This window comes from Liquorilactobacillus sp., from assembly GCF_047719775.1.
Taxonomy (GTDB): domain Bacteria; phylum Bacillota; class Bacilli; order Lactobacillales; family Lactobacillaceae; genus Liquorilactobacillus.
Genome location: NZ_JBDNTS010000002.1, coordinates 175,861 through 193,119, shown reverse-complemented (window position 1 = coordinate 193,119; position 17,259 = coordinate 175,861). Strand labels below are relative to the sequence as shown.

22 protein-coding genes are annotated in these 17,259 nt (G+C 36.6%); all 22 read left to right on the top strand.

Annotated elements, in window-relative coordinates:
- Positions 1 to 200: 200 nt before the first annotated feature.
- The 22 genes from flgB (at position 201) to ABF682_RS02000 (ending at position 17,256) form a co-directional block, all read left to right on the top strand.
- On the top strand, positions 201 to 560 hold the full coding sequence (gene flgB, locus ABF682_RS02105) for a flagellar basal body rod protein FlgB (RefSeq protein ID WP_289980046.1): 360 nt from the start codon (positions 201 to 203) through the stop codon (positions 558 to 560).
- Positions 561 to 583: 23 nt separating this feature from the next.
- Complete coding sequence (gene flgC / locus ABF682_RS02100) at positions 584 to 1,024, top strand: flagellar basal body rod protein FlgC (RefSeq protein WP_289980045.1); 441 nt, start codon at positions 584 to 586, stop codon at positions 1,022 to 1,024.
- Positions 1,025 to 1,034: 10 nt separating this feature from the next.
- Positions 1,035 to 1,364 carry a flagellar hook-basal body complex protein FliE gene (gene fliE / locus ABF682_RS02095; protein WP_415618858.1) on the top strand — a complete coding sequence of 110 codons (330 nt, stop codon included), beginning with the start codon at positions 1,035 to 1,037 and terminating at the stop codon, positions 1,362 to 1,364.
- Between the two features lie 34 nt (positions 1,365 to 1,398).
- Entirely contained in the window at positions 1,399 to 2,949 is a 1,551-nt protein-coding gene (fliF, locus tag ABF682_RS02090) for a flagellar basal-body MS-ring/collar protein FliF (RefSeq protein WP_415618857.1), read from the top strand.
- A gap of 16 nt (positions 2,950 to 2,965) precedes the next feature.
- A complete protein-coding gene (gene fliG / locus ABF682_RS02085; RefSeq protein WP_415618856.1) occupies positions 2,966 to 3,970 on the top strand; it encodes a flagellar motor switch protein FliG in 1,005 nt (334 codons plus the stop codon).
- Entirely contained in the window at positions 3,954 to 4,664 is a 711-nt protein-coding gene (locus ABF682_RS02080) for a FliH/SctL family protein (protein WP_289980041.1), read from the top strand. The genes fliG and ABF682_RS02080 overlap by 17 nt, the downstream gene beginning before the upstream one ends.
- Complete coding sequence (gene fliI / locus ABF682_RS02075) at positions 4,654 to 5,985, top strand: flagellar protein export ATPase FliI (RefSeq protein WP_415618855.1); 1,332 nt, start codon at positions 4,654 to 4,656, stop codon at positions 5,983 to 5,985. The genes ABF682_RS02080 and fliI overlap by 11 nt, the downstream gene beginning before the upstream one ends.
- 15 nt (positions 5,986 to 6,000) lie before the next feature.
- Positions 6,001 to 6,438, top strand: a complete 438-nt coding sequence (gene fliJ / locus ABF682_RS02070; RefSeq protein WP_289980038.1) for a flagellar export protein FliJ — start codon at positions 6,001 to 6,003, stop codon at positions 6,436 to 6,438.
- Positions 6,431 to 7,903, top strand: a complete 1,473-nt coding sequence (locus ABF682_RS02065) for a flagellar hook-length control protein FliK (protein ID WP_415618854.1) — start codon at positions 6,431 to 6,433, stop codon at positions 7,901 to 7,903. Before fliJ ends, ABF682_RS02065 begins: the two co-directional genes overlap by 8 nt.
- Positions 7,904 to 7,916: 13 nt before the next feature.
- Positions 7,917 to 8,354, top strand: a complete 438-nt coding sequence (locus ABF682_RS02060; protein WP_289980035.1) for a flagellar hook capping FlgD N-terminal domain-containing protein — start codon at positions 7,917 to 7,919, stop codon at positions 8,352 to 8,354.
- Positions 8,338 to 8,706 (top strand): flagellar protein, encoded by a 369-nt coding sequence (locus tag ABF682_RS02055; protein WP_289980033.1) that lies wholly within the window; start codon positions 8,338 to 8,340, stop codon positions 8,704 to 8,706. The genes ABF682_RS02060 and ABF682_RS02055 overlap by 17 nt, the downstream gene beginning before the upstream one ends.
- A gap of 77 nt (positions 8,707 to 8,783) precedes the next feature.
- Positions 8,784 to 9,674 carry a flagellar hook-basal body complex protein gene (locus ABF682_RS02050; protein ID WP_415618853.1) on the top strand — a complete coding sequence of 297 codons (891 nt, stop codon included), beginning with the start codon at positions 8,784 to 8,786 and terminating at the stop codon, positions 9,672 to 9,674.
- 36 nt (positions 9,675 to 9,710) lie between these two features.
- Complete coding sequence (locus tag ABF682_RS02045; protein ID WP_289980029.1) at positions 9,711 to 9,929, top strand: flagellar FlbD family protein; 219 nt, start codon at positions 9,711 to 9,713, stop codon at positions 9,927 to 9,929.
- A gap of 10 nt (positions 9,930 to 9,939) precedes the next feature.
- On the top strand, positions 9,940 to 10,440 hold the full coding sequence (fliL, locus tag ABF682_RS02040) for a flagellar basal body-associated protein FliL (protein WP_415618852.1): 501 nt from the start codon (positions 9,940 to 9,942) through the stop codon (positions 10,438 to 10,440).
- A gap of 12 nt (positions 10,441 to 10,452) precedes the next feature.
- On the top strand, positions 10,453 to 10,821 hold the full coding sequence (locus ABF682_RS02035; protein ID WP_415618851.1) for a flagellar biosynthetic protein FliO: 369 nt from the start codon (positions 10,453 to 10,455) through the stop codon (positions 10,819 to 10,821).
- Positions 10,821 to 11,588 carry a flagellar type III secretion system pore protein FliP gene (gene fliP, locus ABF682_RS02030; RefSeq protein ID WP_415618850.1) on the top strand — a complete coding sequence of 256 codons (768 nt, stop codon included), beginning with the start codon at positions 10,821 to 10,823 and terminating at the stop codon, positions 11,586 to 11,588. The genes ABF682_RS02035 and fliP overlap by 1 nt, the downstream gene beginning before the upstream one ends.
- Before the next feature lie 17 nt (positions 11,589 to 11,605).
- Entirely contained in the window at positions 11,606 to 11,869 is a 264-nt protein-coding gene (gene fliQ / locus ABF682_RS02025; RefSeq protein ID WP_415618849.1) for a flagellar biosynthesis protein FliQ, read from the top strand.
- 9 nt (positions 11,870 to 11,878) lie between these two features.
- Positions 11,879 to 12,631, top strand: coding sequence for a flagellar biosynthetic protein FliR (locus ABF682_RS02020; RefSeq protein WP_415618848.1), 753 nt, complete (start codon positions 11,879 to 11,881; stop codon positions 12,629 to 12,631).
- Positions 12,632 to 12,640: 9 nt separating this feature from the next.
- Positions 12,641 to 13,708: a flagellar biosynthesis protein FlhB gene (locus ABF682_RS02015; RefSeq protein WP_415618847.1), complete on the top strand. Its 1,068-nt coding sequence runs from the start codon at positions 12,641 to 12,643 to the stop codon at positions 13,706 to 13,708.
- A 27-nt stretch (positions 13,709 to 13,735) separates the two neighbouring features.
- Positions 13,736 to 15,811, top strand: a complete 2,076-nt coding sequence (gene flhA, locus ABF682_RS02010) for a flagellar biosynthesis protein FlhA (RefSeq protein WP_289980022.1) — start codon at positions 13,736 to 13,738, stop codon at positions 15,809 to 15,811.
- A 30-nt stretch (positions 15,812 to 15,841) separates the two neighbouring features.
- Positions 15,842 to 16,555, top strand: a complete 714-nt coding sequence (locus tag ABF682_RS02005) for a sigma-70 family RNA polymerase sigma factor (RefSeq protein WP_415618846.1) — start codon at positions 15,842 to 15,844, stop codon at positions 16,553 to 16,555.
- Positions 16,552 to 17,256 carry a flagellar hook-basal body protein gene (locus ABF682_RS02000; protein ID WP_415618845.1) on the top strand — a complete coding sequence of 235 codons (705 nt, stop codon included), beginning with the start codon at positions 16,552 to 16,554 and terminating at the stop codon, positions 17,254 to 17,256. Before ABF682_RS02005 ends, ABF682_RS02000 begins: the two co-directional genes overlap by 4 nt.
- The last annotated feature ends 3 nt before the right edge of the window (positions 17,257 to 17,259 follow it).

Below are 17,259 nucleotides of genomic sequence, written 5' to 3'. Positions count from 1 at the left end.
AATATATTATATTATTCATTTTTATAAAAAATATATGAAAAGAAAACACTAACTATCGTTAAAATAACAATAATTGAGAGTCTAAAAAAGCTGATAGAATATTGCTAACTGGTAATATAAAATGTATAATTTTGGTATTAAATAATCAAAAAAATTAAAAAGATACTTAGAAAACATTAAGAAAATGGAAGTGATATCTAATGGATATTTCAAATTTGTTAAAAAATTCACTGGATGCATCTGCTCTTAGATCTGAAACTATTTCGTCTAATATTGCAAATGTGAATACAAGCAATTACAAAGCAAAGCGAGTTGAATTTGAGAATCAACTGGCTTCAGCTTTAAATCTGGTTACAACAAAGGAAAACCATATAGGCGCAAATTCGGCAAGTCAAGCTCAAGTGAAAACTGATGATACAACTGCTGTTAATGAGAATGGTAATAATGTAGATCTCGATGTGGAAATGGTTAATCAATCAACTAACGAACTCTATTATAGTTCAGTAGTATCCCAACTAAACGGGCGCTATCAAATGCTTAATTATGTACTTAATAATTAATTCAAATTCAGGGGATGAAGTAGATGAGTGTATTTAACGGATTAGAAATAAATGCCAGCGGATTAGCATTGGAGCGATTAAAGCTTGACACTATATCAACTAATATTGCGAATGTAAATACGACACATACTGCAGAAGGTGGAGCATATAAGAGTAAAACTGTGCAGTTTAGTGAGAGCTTGAAGAATGCGCAAGCAGCTGGGGAATCCAACACAGGAGTAGGTTCACAAATGAGTTATGGGGTGAAGGTCACGGGATTGTCTCAGGATAATACAGACAAGGTGGAATATGATCCTACAAATGCTGATGCAGATCAAAATGGGTATGTACATATGTCCAATGTGAATTTATCGGATCAAATGGTTAATATGATTCAAACTATGAGAACGTATGAGGCAAACACCTCTGCAGCGGAGTCTAATAAAGACATCTTGAAGAAGGCACTAGAGATATCAAAGAGTTAGGGGGAATAAAATGGTAGGAATTAGCGGAGTAAGTGACTTAAACAACTATAGTAACTCTGTCCAAAAAATGACTGGATTGACTAGTCAGACAAGTAAGCTTGATGATGATTCACAAAGTGGAAAATCATTTAGTGATTATTTGACGTCGGCGTTATCGTCTGTTAGCCAAAATATGTCCAACATGGATCAGAGTTCAGCAAGTATGATTTCTGGAAACAACAGTAATTTAGGGGATGTAATGATAAAAATGACCGAGGCACAACTTTCTCTAGAAACGGCTGTTCAGGTTCGTAATAAGTGTATTGATGCTTACAATGACATAAAAAACATGCAATTCTAATTTTGGGGACAGCATTATGCGGAGGGAAAACTAAGTGTTGGAGAGAATTAAAGCATTTTTAGCAAGGTGTGGGGAAATATGGCAAGACCAAAGCCGAATAAAAAAAGTAGCATGGATATCTTCATTGGTCAGCTTATTAGTTGTTATCGGTGTTGTTACATATTTAACTACAAAAGTACAATATGGAGTTTTATTCACAGATTTGAGTGATGCAGATGCCGGCAGTGTTGTGGAAACTTTAAAGAGTGAGGACATTCCATATAAATTGGGAGATAGCGGAAAAACTATTTTGATACCTCAAAATAAAGTAGATCAAACACGAATTGACTTAGCGGTAGACAACAAGCTTCCAGATAGTTCTACTGGGTTCGAATTGTTTGATAATACAAGCGTTATGACGACTGACGAAGACCGCAAAGTTATGTATCAACGTGCGGTTACAGGTGAATTGGAGCGCGCAATTGAGTCACTTAACGAGGTTCAAAAAGCCAAGGTAATGTTAGTAATGCCTAGCCAAAGTGTATTTAGTGATAGTGGTAATGCTAAAAAAGCTAAAGCATCAATTGTATTGACACTAAAAAGTAGTGGTATCTCTGGGGAAGCTGTGCAAGGAATTCGCTCATTAACAACTGGGGCAGTGGAGGGACTTACGCAAGACAATGTCAAAATTGTTGATAACAATGGTAATCTTCTGACAAGTTCGGGTGGAAGCAATTCCTCAAGTGGATACAATACCAAGTATATGCGAATTGAAAAGGCTTATGAGAAAACGATGGAAGCCAAAGTAAAAAAACTTCTTACACCCATATACGGAACAAATAAAATTCGTGTTTCGATTGATTTAAGCTTGAATTTCGATTCTATAGAAAATAAAGCAACTACCTATAGTAATCCTAGCATTAGGAGTGAAGAAGAGCAGTCCACAGGAAGCGGTGCTGCTACAGCAAGCGGTGAATCGGCTAACAGTGCAACAAATGCAACTGCATCATCAAGCAGTTCAGATGCGGGTTCTTATAGTCGCACAGTAAATAATGAATTAAACACACAGGTTACTAAGACTATCAGTGCACCTGGAGCAATCAAAAGAATGACGACTTCTGTTATCGTTGATGGCAGTCTTTCACAGACTGATCAGCAGAAGATTCAAAGTGTTATCCAATCAGCTGTTGGTTACGATCAGGGAAGAGGCGACACAATTAATATTCAAGGAATTGATTTTGCGAAGAGAAACAAGGCAAGCAGTTCTAAAACAAAGAAAAAGACTGCCAAGAATAATTTCATCTGGGTGTATTTGATTGGTGCAGCCGGAATATTAGTGGTTGTTGGTGCTATTGTATTTACAGTTATGCGGATTAGAAGAAATCGAAATAATGAATACTATGACGATTACGATGTTACTGCGGAAGCAGATGAGGTAAAGCCAGATAATAATACTACTGAGGCAGTTGCAGAGGATACTAAACCCACAATTGATTTAGAAAAGAGAAAAGGCAAGGTAGCCGAAGATGAGAATGCAAAGGAATTTGCTGGTGAGCACCCAGAAGTTGTTGCAGAGTTGCTAAAAGCATGGATGAAAGAAAAATAGCAGGGGGAGAGTGACTATGGATTCAATGGATGGTATTAAAAAGGCAGCAATTTTGTTAATCTCGCTTGGCTCTGAGACATCTGCAAAAATAATGAAGCTGCTCCCTGATAGTTTTATCCAGAAAGTTAGTTATGAGATTGCTAACACAGATTTTGTTAGTCCTGAAGAACGATCTGGTGTGCTTAAAGAATTTATTGCAACTGCTGATGCACGGCAATATGTTATTGATGGAGGAATAGATTATGCAAGGGATCTCTTGAAGCAGGCTCTGGGTCCTCAAAAAGCAAAAGAGATAATTGATATACTAAATCAAATTCAATTAAAAGAAAGACCTTTTGAAATTGCCAGAAAAGCTGATACAGCACAACTAACTAGACTATTACAAGAAGAAAATCCACAAATAATTGCAATGATAATGTGTTACATACAACCTGATAAGGCAGCAGAAATGTTAGCACATTTTTCTGATGAATTACAGGTCGAAGTTGCAGAAAAAATCGGAACATTAGGTAGTGTGTCACCTAGAATTATCAAAAAAGTTGAGCATATAATGGAAAATAAATTTTCAACAACGGTGGATAATGACACAGAGAATATTGGCGGTGTCCACTCATTGGTCGAAATCCTTAATTCGGTCAGTCGAGGAACAGAAAAGAATATTCTTTCTGATCTGGAGAAAAGACAGCCTGAACTTTCACAAGAAGTTAAAGCCAGTCTCTTTACATTTGATGATATTGTCAGCTTGGGTAGCAAAGATGTTCAGAAAGTCTTGCGCGATGTTGAAAATTCTGATTTGTCATTGGCACTCAAGGGTGCTGCAGATTCAATTCGAGACTTTATTTTTGCGAACCTTTCTAGTCGAGCTGTTGAAAATCTGAAGGAAGAAATCGAATTTATGGGACCAACACGTCTTTCTGCTGTGGAAGAAGCACAGCAAAAGATTGTTGGAGTTATTCGTAGGTTGGATGAAACGGGTGAGATTTATATAGAAAGAGGCGAACAAGATGCGGTTATTGAATAAAAATCTTGTTAAAAGCAATATAACCTCAAGTACCGAAGAAAAAAAGAAAATTGTTACGAAGATGCCTGAGCCACGAAAAATTGACCCCAACTTGAATCAAGTAGGGAGCCAGCAACGTGAGAGTCTAGAAGTTTTAAAGGAAACAATTATCGAAAGTGCAAAAGCAGAAGCTAATAAAATTAGAGATACGGCTTATACAGTTGGAGAAAAAGAAGGATTTGAAAAGGGTTATCAAGATGGAAAGAATGAAGGTCAAAAAATAGCAGCTAGTTTAATAGAAAAGGCGCAGAAATCTTATCAAGATGTGGCAGCTGATATTAGGCTTTACGAACAGGATAAACATGATGAAATCTTCAAATTTGCAGTAGAGATGGCTGAAATAATTTTACGGCATAGGATAGATGAAGATGCTGGTGAGTTATTGGCGTTAGTAGAACCAATCTTTTTTAAGTTAGAAGAACCGGATCAGATTTTCATAATATCTGCTAACGAGCGCTATCATGATTTAATTGTGAAAAAGATGGAAGAAAAAAGAAGTGAAGTGAGCAGGTTGAGATATACAATCATTAATGATTCAAAAATGGGATTGTATGAAATTAATATCGAGTCTGGTGATTCACTGGAAACATTTGATTTAAAAAGTGAGTTGGCAAAATATATGACTAGTGTTAAGGAGCCTGCAAATGAGCTTTGAAGTATCTTTCGAGCACTATTTGGATCAAGCCAAAAAAAATGAATTTTTTTCGAGCTTTGGTAAGGTAAGCGAGGTCGTTGGGTTAACCATTCGTGTTACGGGAATAGATGTTTTTATTGGAGAAATCTGCAAAATTAAGAACAAAAATAACGATAAGGTAACGCTCACTGAGGTTGTTGGCTTTATAAAGAAGACGGTTTTATTGATGCCGTTAGATGAGCTTGGAGGAATCGGCCCAGGTTCGCTAGTAAAGGCAACAGGTAAAAGTTTGACAATCAAAGTAGGTGACTCTTTACTCGGACATACATTAGACGGACTGGGAAGAGTCATGGGAGACGAAAAAGGCAGTGATGAACAGCTCTTTGAATACCCAGTAATGAGAGAATCTCCAGACCCGTTTAAGCGTAAGAATATTGATACAATTTTGAGTACGGGTGTCAGAGCGATTGATGGAATGTTGACTGTTGGCGAGGGTCAGCGGATGGGTGTTTTTGCAGGAAGTGGCGTCGGCAAGAGTACATTACTTGGAATGATTGCTAAATATTGTCAGGCAGATGTAATTGTAATTGGCCTTATCGGTGAACGAGGCAGAGAGGTCAAAGAATTTATCGAAAAAGACTTGGGCGATGAAGGTTATGCGAAATCAGTCGTTGTCTGTGCTACTTCGGATATGCCACCACTAGTTAGATTAAAAGGTGCGTATGTAGCGACTGCAATTGCGGAATATTTTAGAGATCAGGGAAAGAAAGTTGTATTGATGATGGATTCAGTCACACGTTTTGCAATGGCGCAAAGGGAAATTGGATTGTCAATAGGTGAACCTCCAACAACGAAAGGCTACACACCTTCAGTTTTTGCGACGCTGCCGAAGCTTTTGGAAAGAAGTGGGATGTCGGAAAATGGTTCAATTACTGCATTTTATACGGTACTTGTTGAAGGTGACGATATGAATGAACCGATTGCGGACTCAGTTCGTGGAATCCTTGATGGACATATTGTTTTATCTAGAAAGATTGCAAGTAAGAATCACTATCCAGCAATCTCAATTCAAGATAGTTTGAGTAGGCTGATGAAATCCTTGATTACAAAAGAACATGAAAATGATGCAAAAGAGTTGCGGGAAAATATAACCGTGTATGCAGATGCAAAAGATTTGATTGATATTGGGGCATATAAGAATGGAGCAAATCCGGTTATTGATTATGCGGTTTCCTTACACCACCCAATTGAAGACTTCCTCTGCCAGTCTGTAGATGAGTATGAAGCTTTTGATAAAATGGAAGGGAAACTACATCAATTATTTGATCAATATAATCTCTAGAGAGCCGGGAAGAAAATGGGAAAATTTAACTTTACACTTGAAAAATTGCTCGATTTTAGAAGAGAAAAAGAAGACAGTTTAAAGCAAGAATATACAACCTTAGGCTCCAAATTATCTTTAAAAGAAAAAAGAATTGACGAATTATTATCAGAGAAGACGAGCTTGATGTACTTGATTGAACCAACAGTTGGAAGAATGCAGATTCAAAGAAATTATTTAGATGAAATTAATCAGCAAGTAAACAGACTGAGACTAGAAGCAGTAGAGCTGAAAAAAAGCCTTGCTGAGTTATTGGAACGATTGATTGGAGCGCAGCAGGAACGCAGAGTTTTAGAGAAACTTGAAGTAAAACAGAAGGATGAATTTGAAATAAGATTAGCACACGAAGAGCAGAAAGAATTAGATGAGTTTGCAAATCGTAAATCGTTGAAAGGAGGTGAAAATTATGGATAGTACTCTAATAACTAGTCGACAAGCAGCAATGACAGATACTGTAGGTGCTGGGAATACCAGTATTGCAAGTGATTTAATAGGAACTTCAGCGCAATTCACCAATCTATTGCAGCAAAAGTTAAACAGTAAGACTTTAATAGAAGGTTCCAGTGAGTCTAGTGCAAGTGTTGAAAGTTCAGTTGATGCAAAAAAATTCCAAGATAGTGAAGATTCAGCCAAGGATAAGCAAGTTGGAGAAGATAAGGAAAAGGATAAAAGTGATGATTTAAGCGACCTAACGCATGTAGATCCTGCGATACAAGAAGAAAAAGCTGTCTCGGTAGCACCAATTTTAAGTAAAGCAAATTCCAAAGATACTGAACAAATAGATAATGCTAGCTCTACAAGTGACAAAAATCCATCTTCAAATGTAATAGGTGTAGAAGATGATGCCAGCAATAAAGGGATTAAGAAAGCAATTAATAAGGATAAGGATTTATTAGAAATAGATTCCCAATTATTTACTGGAAATCTGCAAGGGTCAAACACGAATCCTGTAGTAAATAATCTTCAAGGTCTTAATGATGGTCGAAACGATATCAAAAGTGAGGTTGAAAATAATAACTCACTGGAGTTGACTGGCACAGATAACGTGCAGCAAATTGTTCCAGAAATACAAGGTAAAAATGATAACGTAGTAAATTTGGCACTTACAGACCAGATAGGTAGTCAAACCACAAACTTGGTGACAGAGAATAAGATTACACAAGAGCGCAAACCAGAAACGATACCAAAAATCAGTAATGCTGTGACAGACATAGAAGAAAATGAAACAACAGACACTAAAGAAAATTCGACTGTGATATCACTGGATAAGCAAAAGGAGAATATTAGCACAACTGCAGATTCCAATGTATTTGAAGATTTGATGCAAAGTCAAGGAGCTAACGTGGTACTGGAAAATAAGGTTATACAGGATCATAAAGTAGACTTTATCGCAAAGGTTAGCGATTCTGCAACTGTTCTGCAAAGCAAGACGGCTACAAGTATTGTGAAGACATTGCTGAGTGGGGAAAGTAAGCAAGTTACAGTTCAGTTGGAACCGGGAAGACTTGGGAAGATTGAAATTTCTTTGCAGTCAACGTCAAATGAAGTCAGCCTTAATTTTAAATTATCATCAAGTCATGCAAAATTGCTTATCAGCAGTATTTCAACACAATTGGAGCAGGTACTGAATGACCAGATTGCAACAGATAAGACAACAGACAATAAAATTACAGCATACCAAACAACAGCAAGTACTTTAGACGGTGCACAGTTTTCATTTGGACAGCATCAATTTGGACAACAGGCGAATCAAAATTCTTCTAAAACGAGATTTGCTGAACAATATCGGAATAATAAAATCGGGCAAGATGAAGCCAGCAATAAAAAGCAGGACAAAAAGCAGCAAAATGAAAAAAATATAATCAGTATTTTAGCATAAAGGAGAAATGTTCATGAGTTATGACTATACACAAGCCATTCCGTCAGTAGGAATATCAACGGAATATAGCGGTTCAACAAGTAAGACGAGCTTATCAATGGATGATTTCTTGAAAATCATGTCTGCTGCAATGCAGAATCCATCAATTGATAGTGATTCATCGAGTGGTAGCAGTAGCGGGACAGATTACGTCTCACAAATGGCACAGTTTGCATCATTAGATCAGTTAAATAATATTGGGAAAAGCCTAACCACTACGGTTATGGGAATGCAGCAAAACGAAGCATTTTCGTTATTAGGAAAAAATGTAAAGTTAACCGATGGGGGCACAACGGTGAGCGGAAAAGTGGATAAAGTTAAATTTTCAAATGGTTATGCAACTCTTGTGGTAAATGGAGATGAATACGAGATGGGTGCGTTAACGGAAGTGGATAATGATACAACAAATTAATGGAATTAGTAATAGTTCCAAGGGGATAAATAACGAAGTTCACGTAAATAATTCCAGTAAAAATAATGAAGACTTTTCAAAAATACTTGCAGATAAACAGGAACAAGTGAAGATTTCAAAGCATGCACGTCAAAGGTTGAGTGCACGTAATTTGGATCTGCAAAATAGTGACCTTTCCCATATTGGGCAGGCTATGAACGAACTGGATGAAAAAGGCAGCAAGGACTCATTGCTGTTATATAAAGATATGGGGTTAATAGCAAATGTTCAAAATAGAACGATTATTACTGCAATGAATGTCAATGAGATAAATACAGTTACAAACATAGATAGTACAAAATTTGTAAAATAATAGGCTGGACCTTATAAGGAAGCCTAATTAACTCTCTGACTGATTGAGGAGAGATTAACCTATAGGAGGAATTTTAAATGTTAAAATCGCTTTATTCTGGTGTTAGTGGTATGAAAGGTTTTCAAACAAAGATGGATGTAATCTCGGATAATATTGCTAATGTAAATACAATGGGTTTTAAATCAAGTCGTGTTATTTTTGAAGACTTAATGAGTCAAAATATGTCCACTGCATCATCTGCATCTAATAATTTAGGTGGTACAAATGCGAAGCAAATCGGACTTGGGGTTCAAGCTGGTTCGATAGATAAAGATACTTCGACAGGTTCACCCCAATCAACGGGACGAACACTTGACTTTTATATAAATGGTGGTGGATATTTCATCGCTCAAAACGAGAAGGGCGAGAACCTGTATACAAGAGACGGCGCATTTTCCAGGGATAATCAGGGGAATTTAACAACGAGTGATGGATTTAAAGTTATGGGCCGAGCAGCGACGACCCCACTAACAGAATATACAGACGGAACTAATACAGATAATGCACTTGCGGCTTCTGGAAGCCTATCCGCATTAACAATTCCAAGCACCATTACAGTTAATGGTCAGACGCTTAATTATGATTCTGTGTCGGTTGATCAGAGTGGTCTTGTTATTGGTAAATATGGTAGTCAGAATTTCGTGTTGGGCAAGGTTTCCTTGGCAACCTTTAATAATGCCGCAGGGCTTGAAAATGTTGGGGGTAACAACTTTGCAGTTTCATCGAACTCGGGGGCGGTTATCATATCAAATCCTGGGGATACAGGCACAGGAACTTTGGTGTCAGGTGAACTAGAGATGTCTAATGTCGATTTATCTAGTGAATTCACGGAAATGATTGTTGCGAATAGGGCATACCAAGCAAATGCAAAAACGATTACTACATCAGATGAAATGTTACAAACATTAATTAACTTGAAGCAATCATAATAACGAATGCTTGATTAATAATAAGGAGGACAAGGGTTGATTGAATTAGTAGGTCTAAATGGAAAAACATTTTTCCTGAATGCAGATTTAATTTTTAAAATCGAAGAAACTCCGGATACAATAATTACGCTTACGGATGATAGAAATATAATTGTAAAGAATAAAGCAATTGAAATAAAAAAATTAATAATAGAATATCGGAAAGAAATTCTTGTGGAGTCACAGAACTTAAACGCCATTAATAAGGAGATGTAGATAGTCACTCATGGCAAAAGAAAAAAGTGAAAAAAAGGGAAAAAAAGGGAAAAAATGGATTTTGTGGGTGTTGATATTACTTGTGGTGGCAACAAGCGGTGGAGTAGTTGGGACAGTCGTTACACCAAAGATAATGAGTGCATTAGGTTCGAAAAAAGAGACAGTTAAGCACCATGCTAAGACAGTTGTTTCGGGGAAGCAGCAGTTAGTGCCTGTTAAAAAATTTGTGATTAATTTGACTAATGAAGATGGATCGGATAATGCACAATATGCCCAAATCACCTTATCATTTTTAGTCGCAAATTCAGAGCAGAAAACCAAAGTTAAGAAGAATGTCGCAGTTGTCAGAGACAGTGTTATAAATGTTATTAGGCAAAAAAAGGCAAGTGATATTCTAGGATCTTCAGATAGCCTTGCGGGATTAAAAAGTCAACTACGGGACACTATTAATAAAGCGTATGGAACAAAGATAGTAGAAGATGTATTTATTACAAATTTGGTTATTCAATAGAAAAGGGAAAAGATGGATATATATATTACGGTTTTCAAAACAATTGTCTTTTTAATAATTATCATTTTCATGATTAATATTTGTTTAAAAACCCTGGGGAAATATACTAATCAGAGTAAAAAAAATTTTAGAATCATTCAAAAGATTGCAGTGAGTAAGACCTCCTCTATTGGAATAGTACAAGTTATCGATACTTACTATGTGATGAGTTTCTCAGAAAACCATAATGAGATTTTGAAAGAATTGAATGACTATGAAGTGGCCCAATTGTTGGACTCGTTGGAAAATGCTAAAAGCAGCGAGCACAATAGTAAGGATTTCAAACAAATTCTTCAAGATATGAGTGATAAGATTCAAGCGCTTAAGAAGAGGAAAAGATAATGAAGAAGAAAATTGCCATGGGGTTAGCCGTAATTAATATCTGTTTTTGGAAACTGTTCCTATTTCCTACTACGGTTTCTGCTATTAGTACCAAAGATATTACGTCGACTGTTAATAATTTACTGAATAATAATTCAAGCTCTACTACTACCGTTAATACCTTTATCTTGTTGACTTTGTTATCGATTACTCCGATCTTGTTAGTAATGATGACGTCTTTTACGAGGATTATAATGGTACTTTCATTTGCAAGAAGTGCACTTGGAACACAGCAAAATCCACCCAACCAGGTGTTGCTTGGACTAGCTTTATTCCTAACATTTTTTACAATGCGCCCGGTTTATACAGATATTTACCAGGATGCAATCAAGCCGTATAACCAAAGTGAGATAACGCAGCAGCAGGTATTTGACCGCTCAGAGGACCGAATAAAGGAATTCATGTATGGTCAGACAAGACAAAAGGATATCCAGCTTTTTGTTGATGTGTCTAAAGAGAAAGTTAATACTAAAAAGTACAAAAATATACCGTTGACGATAATTACCCCAGCTTTTGTGATTAGTGAGCTGCGCACAGCTTTTAGTATAGGATTTCTGTTGTTTATCCCATTCTTGATTATCGATATGGTAGTCTCAAGTATTTTGATGTCAATGGGAATGGTGATGTTATCACCAGTCATGATTTCGTTACCGTTTAAAATTCTGTTGTTTGTACTTGTGGATGGCTGGTACTTACTAGTAGAGTCACTAATCAAGAGTTTTTATTAGGGAGTTAGGTAGATTTTATGACAATCGAAGTAGTTTTACAGGTTATTAGGGATGCTTTTATTAGGATTATTTTAATTTCAGGTCCAGCAGTTGGAATTGGAATGTTAGTTGGGCTAATAATTAGTATCTTTCAGGCTACTACTCAGATTCAAGAGCAGACCCTGAGTTTTGTACCGAAGCTGGTTGCGATTTTAATTACTCTGATTTTGGCAGGCAACTTCATGATAACAATTCTTCTTGAATTTACGAAGAATGTATTCAAGATGATTTCAAAGTTGTGAGGTGGTCAAATGGTCGTGGTTCAGGTAGGAGCGCTTCTATTGTGCAGGGTGATGTCATTTATCGTGATTTGTCCAATCTTTTCACAGAAGGGTTTTCCTAATTTTGCAAAACTTGTCGTAGGAGGAAGCTTAGCGATTTCAGCCTACCCTGCAATTACAGAATATAAAGAAATTACTAACATGGTACTTTTGGGAGAAGTGGTCATCAAAGAAGTCCTCTTTGGATTAGCAATGGGTTATCTAAGCCAGCTTGTTTTTAGCGGAGTTATGATGGCAGGCCAGATGATTGATTTTCAAGTGGGATTTTCTATGGCACAAGCATATGACACTATGACAGATGTTCAATCTGCCCAGTTCAGTAAGCTTTATTACTGGTTGACAGTTTCCGTCTTCTTTATGCTCGATTTACAAAATCTAATGATTTATGGGGTTATTAATTCTTTCAAGATTGTTCCGCTAGGCACTGAGAATATAAATGGAGCATCAGTAGATGGGGTTGTTCAGTTATTTGAGAAGACGGTCGAGATGTCGGTTAGTCTGGCAGCACCTATGGTAGTAGCTGTACTTGTGATTGATATTTTGTTGGGAGTTATCTCAAGATCAATTCCACAGATTAATATCCTAATGATGAGTCTTTCTGTAAAAACAATTGTTAGTATTGTAATTTTTTTACTTGCTTTATCAAGTTTGGCAAGCTTTTTGGGGAATAACCTTTCTGAGGGAATAGGGGACATGCTTGAGTTCATAAAATCTGTAAAATAGGAGATTAAGATGGCTGACAAAGATGGGAAAACAGAAAAACCAACTCCTAAAAGATTAAAGGATGCAAAGAAAAAAGGAGAAGTTCCCAAAACACCGGAGTTGAATATTGCGATCTCCTTATTAATTTTTGCATTTGTCATTCTTCCTCTGTGGGAATTTATTCTCAAGGAATTCTTACCCTATTTGACACAAATGCTTGAACAAATTGCAGATTTTAAGGTCGAGATGAATGATCTGCCGCGAGTAGCAGTTCAAGCTGTGCTAATGATAATTTTACTAGCAAGCCCATTTATGCTGATCAGTATTTTTCTTGGATCATTTATTAATATCCTGCAAGTCGGATTGTTGTTTACATGGAAGCCACTAAAACCCGATTTTAAAAAATTAAATCCGATTAATGGGTTTAAACAAATGCTAGGTCTGAGATCATTGGTTAATGTGGCAAAAACACTTGCGAAGTTAGGGATTATCATTTATCTCTGCTATCAGCAATTCATGTCGGAAATTCCAACAATAATTAATTTGAATGATGTAGGAGTTCAAAAAATACTTTATTTTGTCTTAGATTTTACTAGGTCATTAATTGAAAAAATATCTTTCTTTCTCGTAGTTGTTGCAATTTTTGATTATGGGTATCAAAGATATACGCACTATAAGAGCTTGCGAATGACTAAGCAAGAAATTAAAGATGAATTCAAACAACAAGAAGGAGATCCAAAGGTCAAGGCACAGCGAAAAGCTAGGTATCAGGCGATGTCGCGCAATGCAATTTCAAAGGTCAAGGAAGCAACTGTGATGGTTACAAATCCGACGCATTATGCAATTGCAATCAAGTATGATCCGCAAAAGGAAGGGATTCCACTGCTTTTGGCAAAAGGTGCGGATGAATTAGCACAGCGAATGAAAGCAGAGGCCAAGAAAATGCATGTACCAATGATTGAGAACAGGCCTGTTGCCAGAGCCATCTTTGCTAAGGTCGAACCTGGTGAATTTATACCAGCAGAGATGTATGAATCAGTTGCAACAATTGTAGCACTAGTTTACCAGTTGGAAGAGAAAGAAAAAAATAAGATTTAGATTGAGTTTTGGGGGATTAGTAGATAAATGGGTAAAAAGAGGCTTAAGAAGAAAAGAACATTAAATTATGCTGATGTGATTGTTTCGTTCTTAGTAATCAGTATTATCGGATTAATAATAATACCGCTGCCCGCAATGGCATTGGATATACTAATTGTTATTAACCTAGCAGTTGCAATCAATATTTTACTTATTACACTATTCACTAAGAGTGTTCTAGAATTTACGACTTTCCCAACATTGTTATTAATTACAACAATGTTCAAGCTTGGTTTGAATATGTCTTCAACTCGTTTAATACTGACTGAGGGTAATGGTGGAAATGTAATTGCTGCCTTTGCCAATGTTGTGGCAGGCAGTAATTATATTGTTGGAATTATTTTATTCATTATTATTATGGTTGTACAACTAGTGGTTGTGACTAATGGTGCAGGACGTGTTTCTGAGGTTTCTGCAAGATTTACGCTTGATGCGATGCCAGGAAAACAGATGGCGATTGATTCTGATTTGAATTCTGGGTTAATAAATGAAGAACAAGCTAGAAATCGCAGAAAGGATTTACAACGAGAAGCCGATTTTTATGGTTCGATGGATGGAGCCAGCAAGTTTGTTAAAGGTGATGCAATTGCAAGCATTATGATCACCTTGATCAATCTGATAGCAGGGACCATTATTTTTACCATGAAAGGTGATTTATCGATAACCGATGCGTTAGCTCAATTTGGGAAATTGTCAATCGGTGATGGCTTAGTCAGTGCGATTCCGTCGCTGTTGATTTCAATTGCATCTGGGATTATAGTTACTCGTTCAGATAACAATAGTTCTTTTGGTTTGGATATTTCGTCTGATGTCGTAAGATATCCTATCTTATTTAGAATCGTCGGTGTAATTTTGTTGATACTGGCAATAGTGCCAGGTTTTCCTTTCCTACCTTTCTTATTTATTGGGATTGGAATGTTTGTTGCAAGTATGGTTATTAAACAAACAGAACAAAAAACAGCAATTAGAAAAAAAGAAGAAGAACAGAAATTGGCGTTGAAACGCAAGAAAAAGGAACAAGAAGAAGATGAGTCGGTCTCCTCTTTTCAGGTTGAACCCATTGCAATTGAAATTGGCTATGGATTGATTTCGTTGGTGGACAGTACGATTGATAACAGCTTAATGAGCAGAATAGTTGCTATTCGCAAACAAACAGCCAGAGAACTTGGAATCTTGGTACATCCAGTCAGGATACGAGACAACTTGTATCTTGAGTCGAATGACTATTCTATTAAAATTAGAGGAAACGAAGTTGGAGCGGGTCAGATTTACGCAGATAAGTTGATGATTATCAGTCCAGATGATGAACCGTTCCCATTCAAGGGTATTCCGACAAAGGAACCAGCATTTAGTATTGATGCAATGTGGATTGATCAAAAAGACAAAGAAGCTGCTGAAGTTCAGGGATTTACGATCATTGAACCTTTGACAGTAATTGCCACACATTTGAAAGAAATAATTTTTGGTAATGCACCAGAACTTCTTGGTAGACAAGAGGTTCAGAAGTTATTAGAAGGAATAAAAGATCAGAATAATGTCGTAATAGATGAATTGATACCGGATATTTTACGCTTGGGAGAAGTTGAAAAAGTTTTACAAAATTTATTGGAAGAAAAAATTCCAATTAATGACTTGGCAACAATTCTGGAAACCTTGGCGGATTATGGATCAGTTACAAAAGATACAGAGGTATTAACTGAATATGTAAGACAAGCGCTAAGAAGAACAATTGCTGCTAAGTACGCTGATGAGCAAAAGAATATTAAAGTAGTAACAATTCATCCGAAGGTGGAGGAATTAATTACGCAAAGTATTCAAAAAACGGCTACTGGCTCATATCCGGTGTTGAAGCCAGATTCAGTCAATCAAATTCTAGAAGCTATTAACAAGATTCAGCAGGAACTGACACTTAAGAATATTGAGTTTGTAGTATTAACTTCTCCCAAAATCAGACTGGCCTTTCGAAAGTTAGTTTCCTTTAATTTTCCCAATATGTCGATTTTGTCTTTAAATGAAGTCCCTAATGAAATTTCGATTGAAACTGTAGGAACAATTAATGTTTAAAAATTTTTGATGAGGGAGGATAGAGATAATATGTATGAAACTAGCACTGAAGATGAAGTCTTGAAATATCTTCCTTTAGTTGAAAGAGTTGCTAAAAGAGTTCCGATTAAAAGTACTGAGTATGAATATAGCGATTATTATAATATTGGTGTGATCGGTTTGATCGATGCTTTACACAAGTTTGATTCTACGAAGAAAGTTCCTTTTGAGAGCTATGCGGCAATCAGAATCAGGGGCGCAATTATTGACGAAGTTCGGAAACATTCAAGAATCTCAAGATATAAGATGGTTGCGATTAATGATTTTTGCAAGGCAAAACAGGTTCTCGAACAGGATCACAAAAGGGAAGTCTCTGACAGTGAAATCTGTGAAAAAATGGGAATATCCATTACACAATTGAATGAGATATATGAAAACATTCATTATTTGGCTAGTATTTCTCTTGAAGGAACGATCTTCCCTACAGAAGGAGAAGGGGGAATCTCGCTAGGAGATATTATTCCTGACAAAAGTGGAACTAATGCTGAACAAAAGTTAATTGGAGAAGAACGTGAAATGGCTCTTACAAGATGTATAAGAAAGCTAAATGAGCGTGAGCAACTAATCTTGAGCTTGTACTACAAGGAGGAAGCAACTTTAAAGGAGATTGCTGCAATTTTAGATATTTCAATTGCGCGCGTTTCGCAGATCCATGGGAAAGTAATTGCAAAGCTAAAATTATCGATGGAGGATGAATTGTCATGATACGAGGGTTAGATACGATAGAGCAAAGTCTAGATGTTTTACTCAAAAGGCAAGAAAATACTAGTGGAAATATCGCTAATGTCAATACAACAGGGTATCAGGCAAAACAGCTATTCCAATCAACATTAAAAGAGGTGCAATTTGAAAATCACCAAGGAGGCGCAACAGTTTCTGAAAGACAAAACATTGGTGGATTTACATTTGGTAATGCTATTGATGGTTCTTATATTGATAGTAGCAAAGGCACAATGAAAGAGACTGGGAGAACGACCGACTTTGCGATTAATAGCAATGGATATTTTACAGTTAGAATGAATGATGGTTCACTTGCATATACAAGGAATGGAAATTTCAAGCTTAATAATCAAAATCAATATACAACGCAAGAAGGCTATCAAGTTGTGGGAACGAATGGACAGGCGGTTAGTGCAAGTGATGATCCGTCTTTTAGGATAGCAAGCATTGCTAATGAACAGCAGTTAACGGACGCAGGGAACGGCTATTATACGACTAATCAAAATGTGCAAGTTGATACGAATCCTAATGTGATGCAAGGTTACTTGGAGCAGTCGAATGTTTCGATGTCAGATGAAATGGTAACGTTAATGCAAACAGGTAGAGAGTTTGAAGCTAATCAAAAGGTTTTGAGTTCAACCAATGAAACGCTAGATAAGGCAGTCAATAGTTTAGGGAAGGCATAGAGG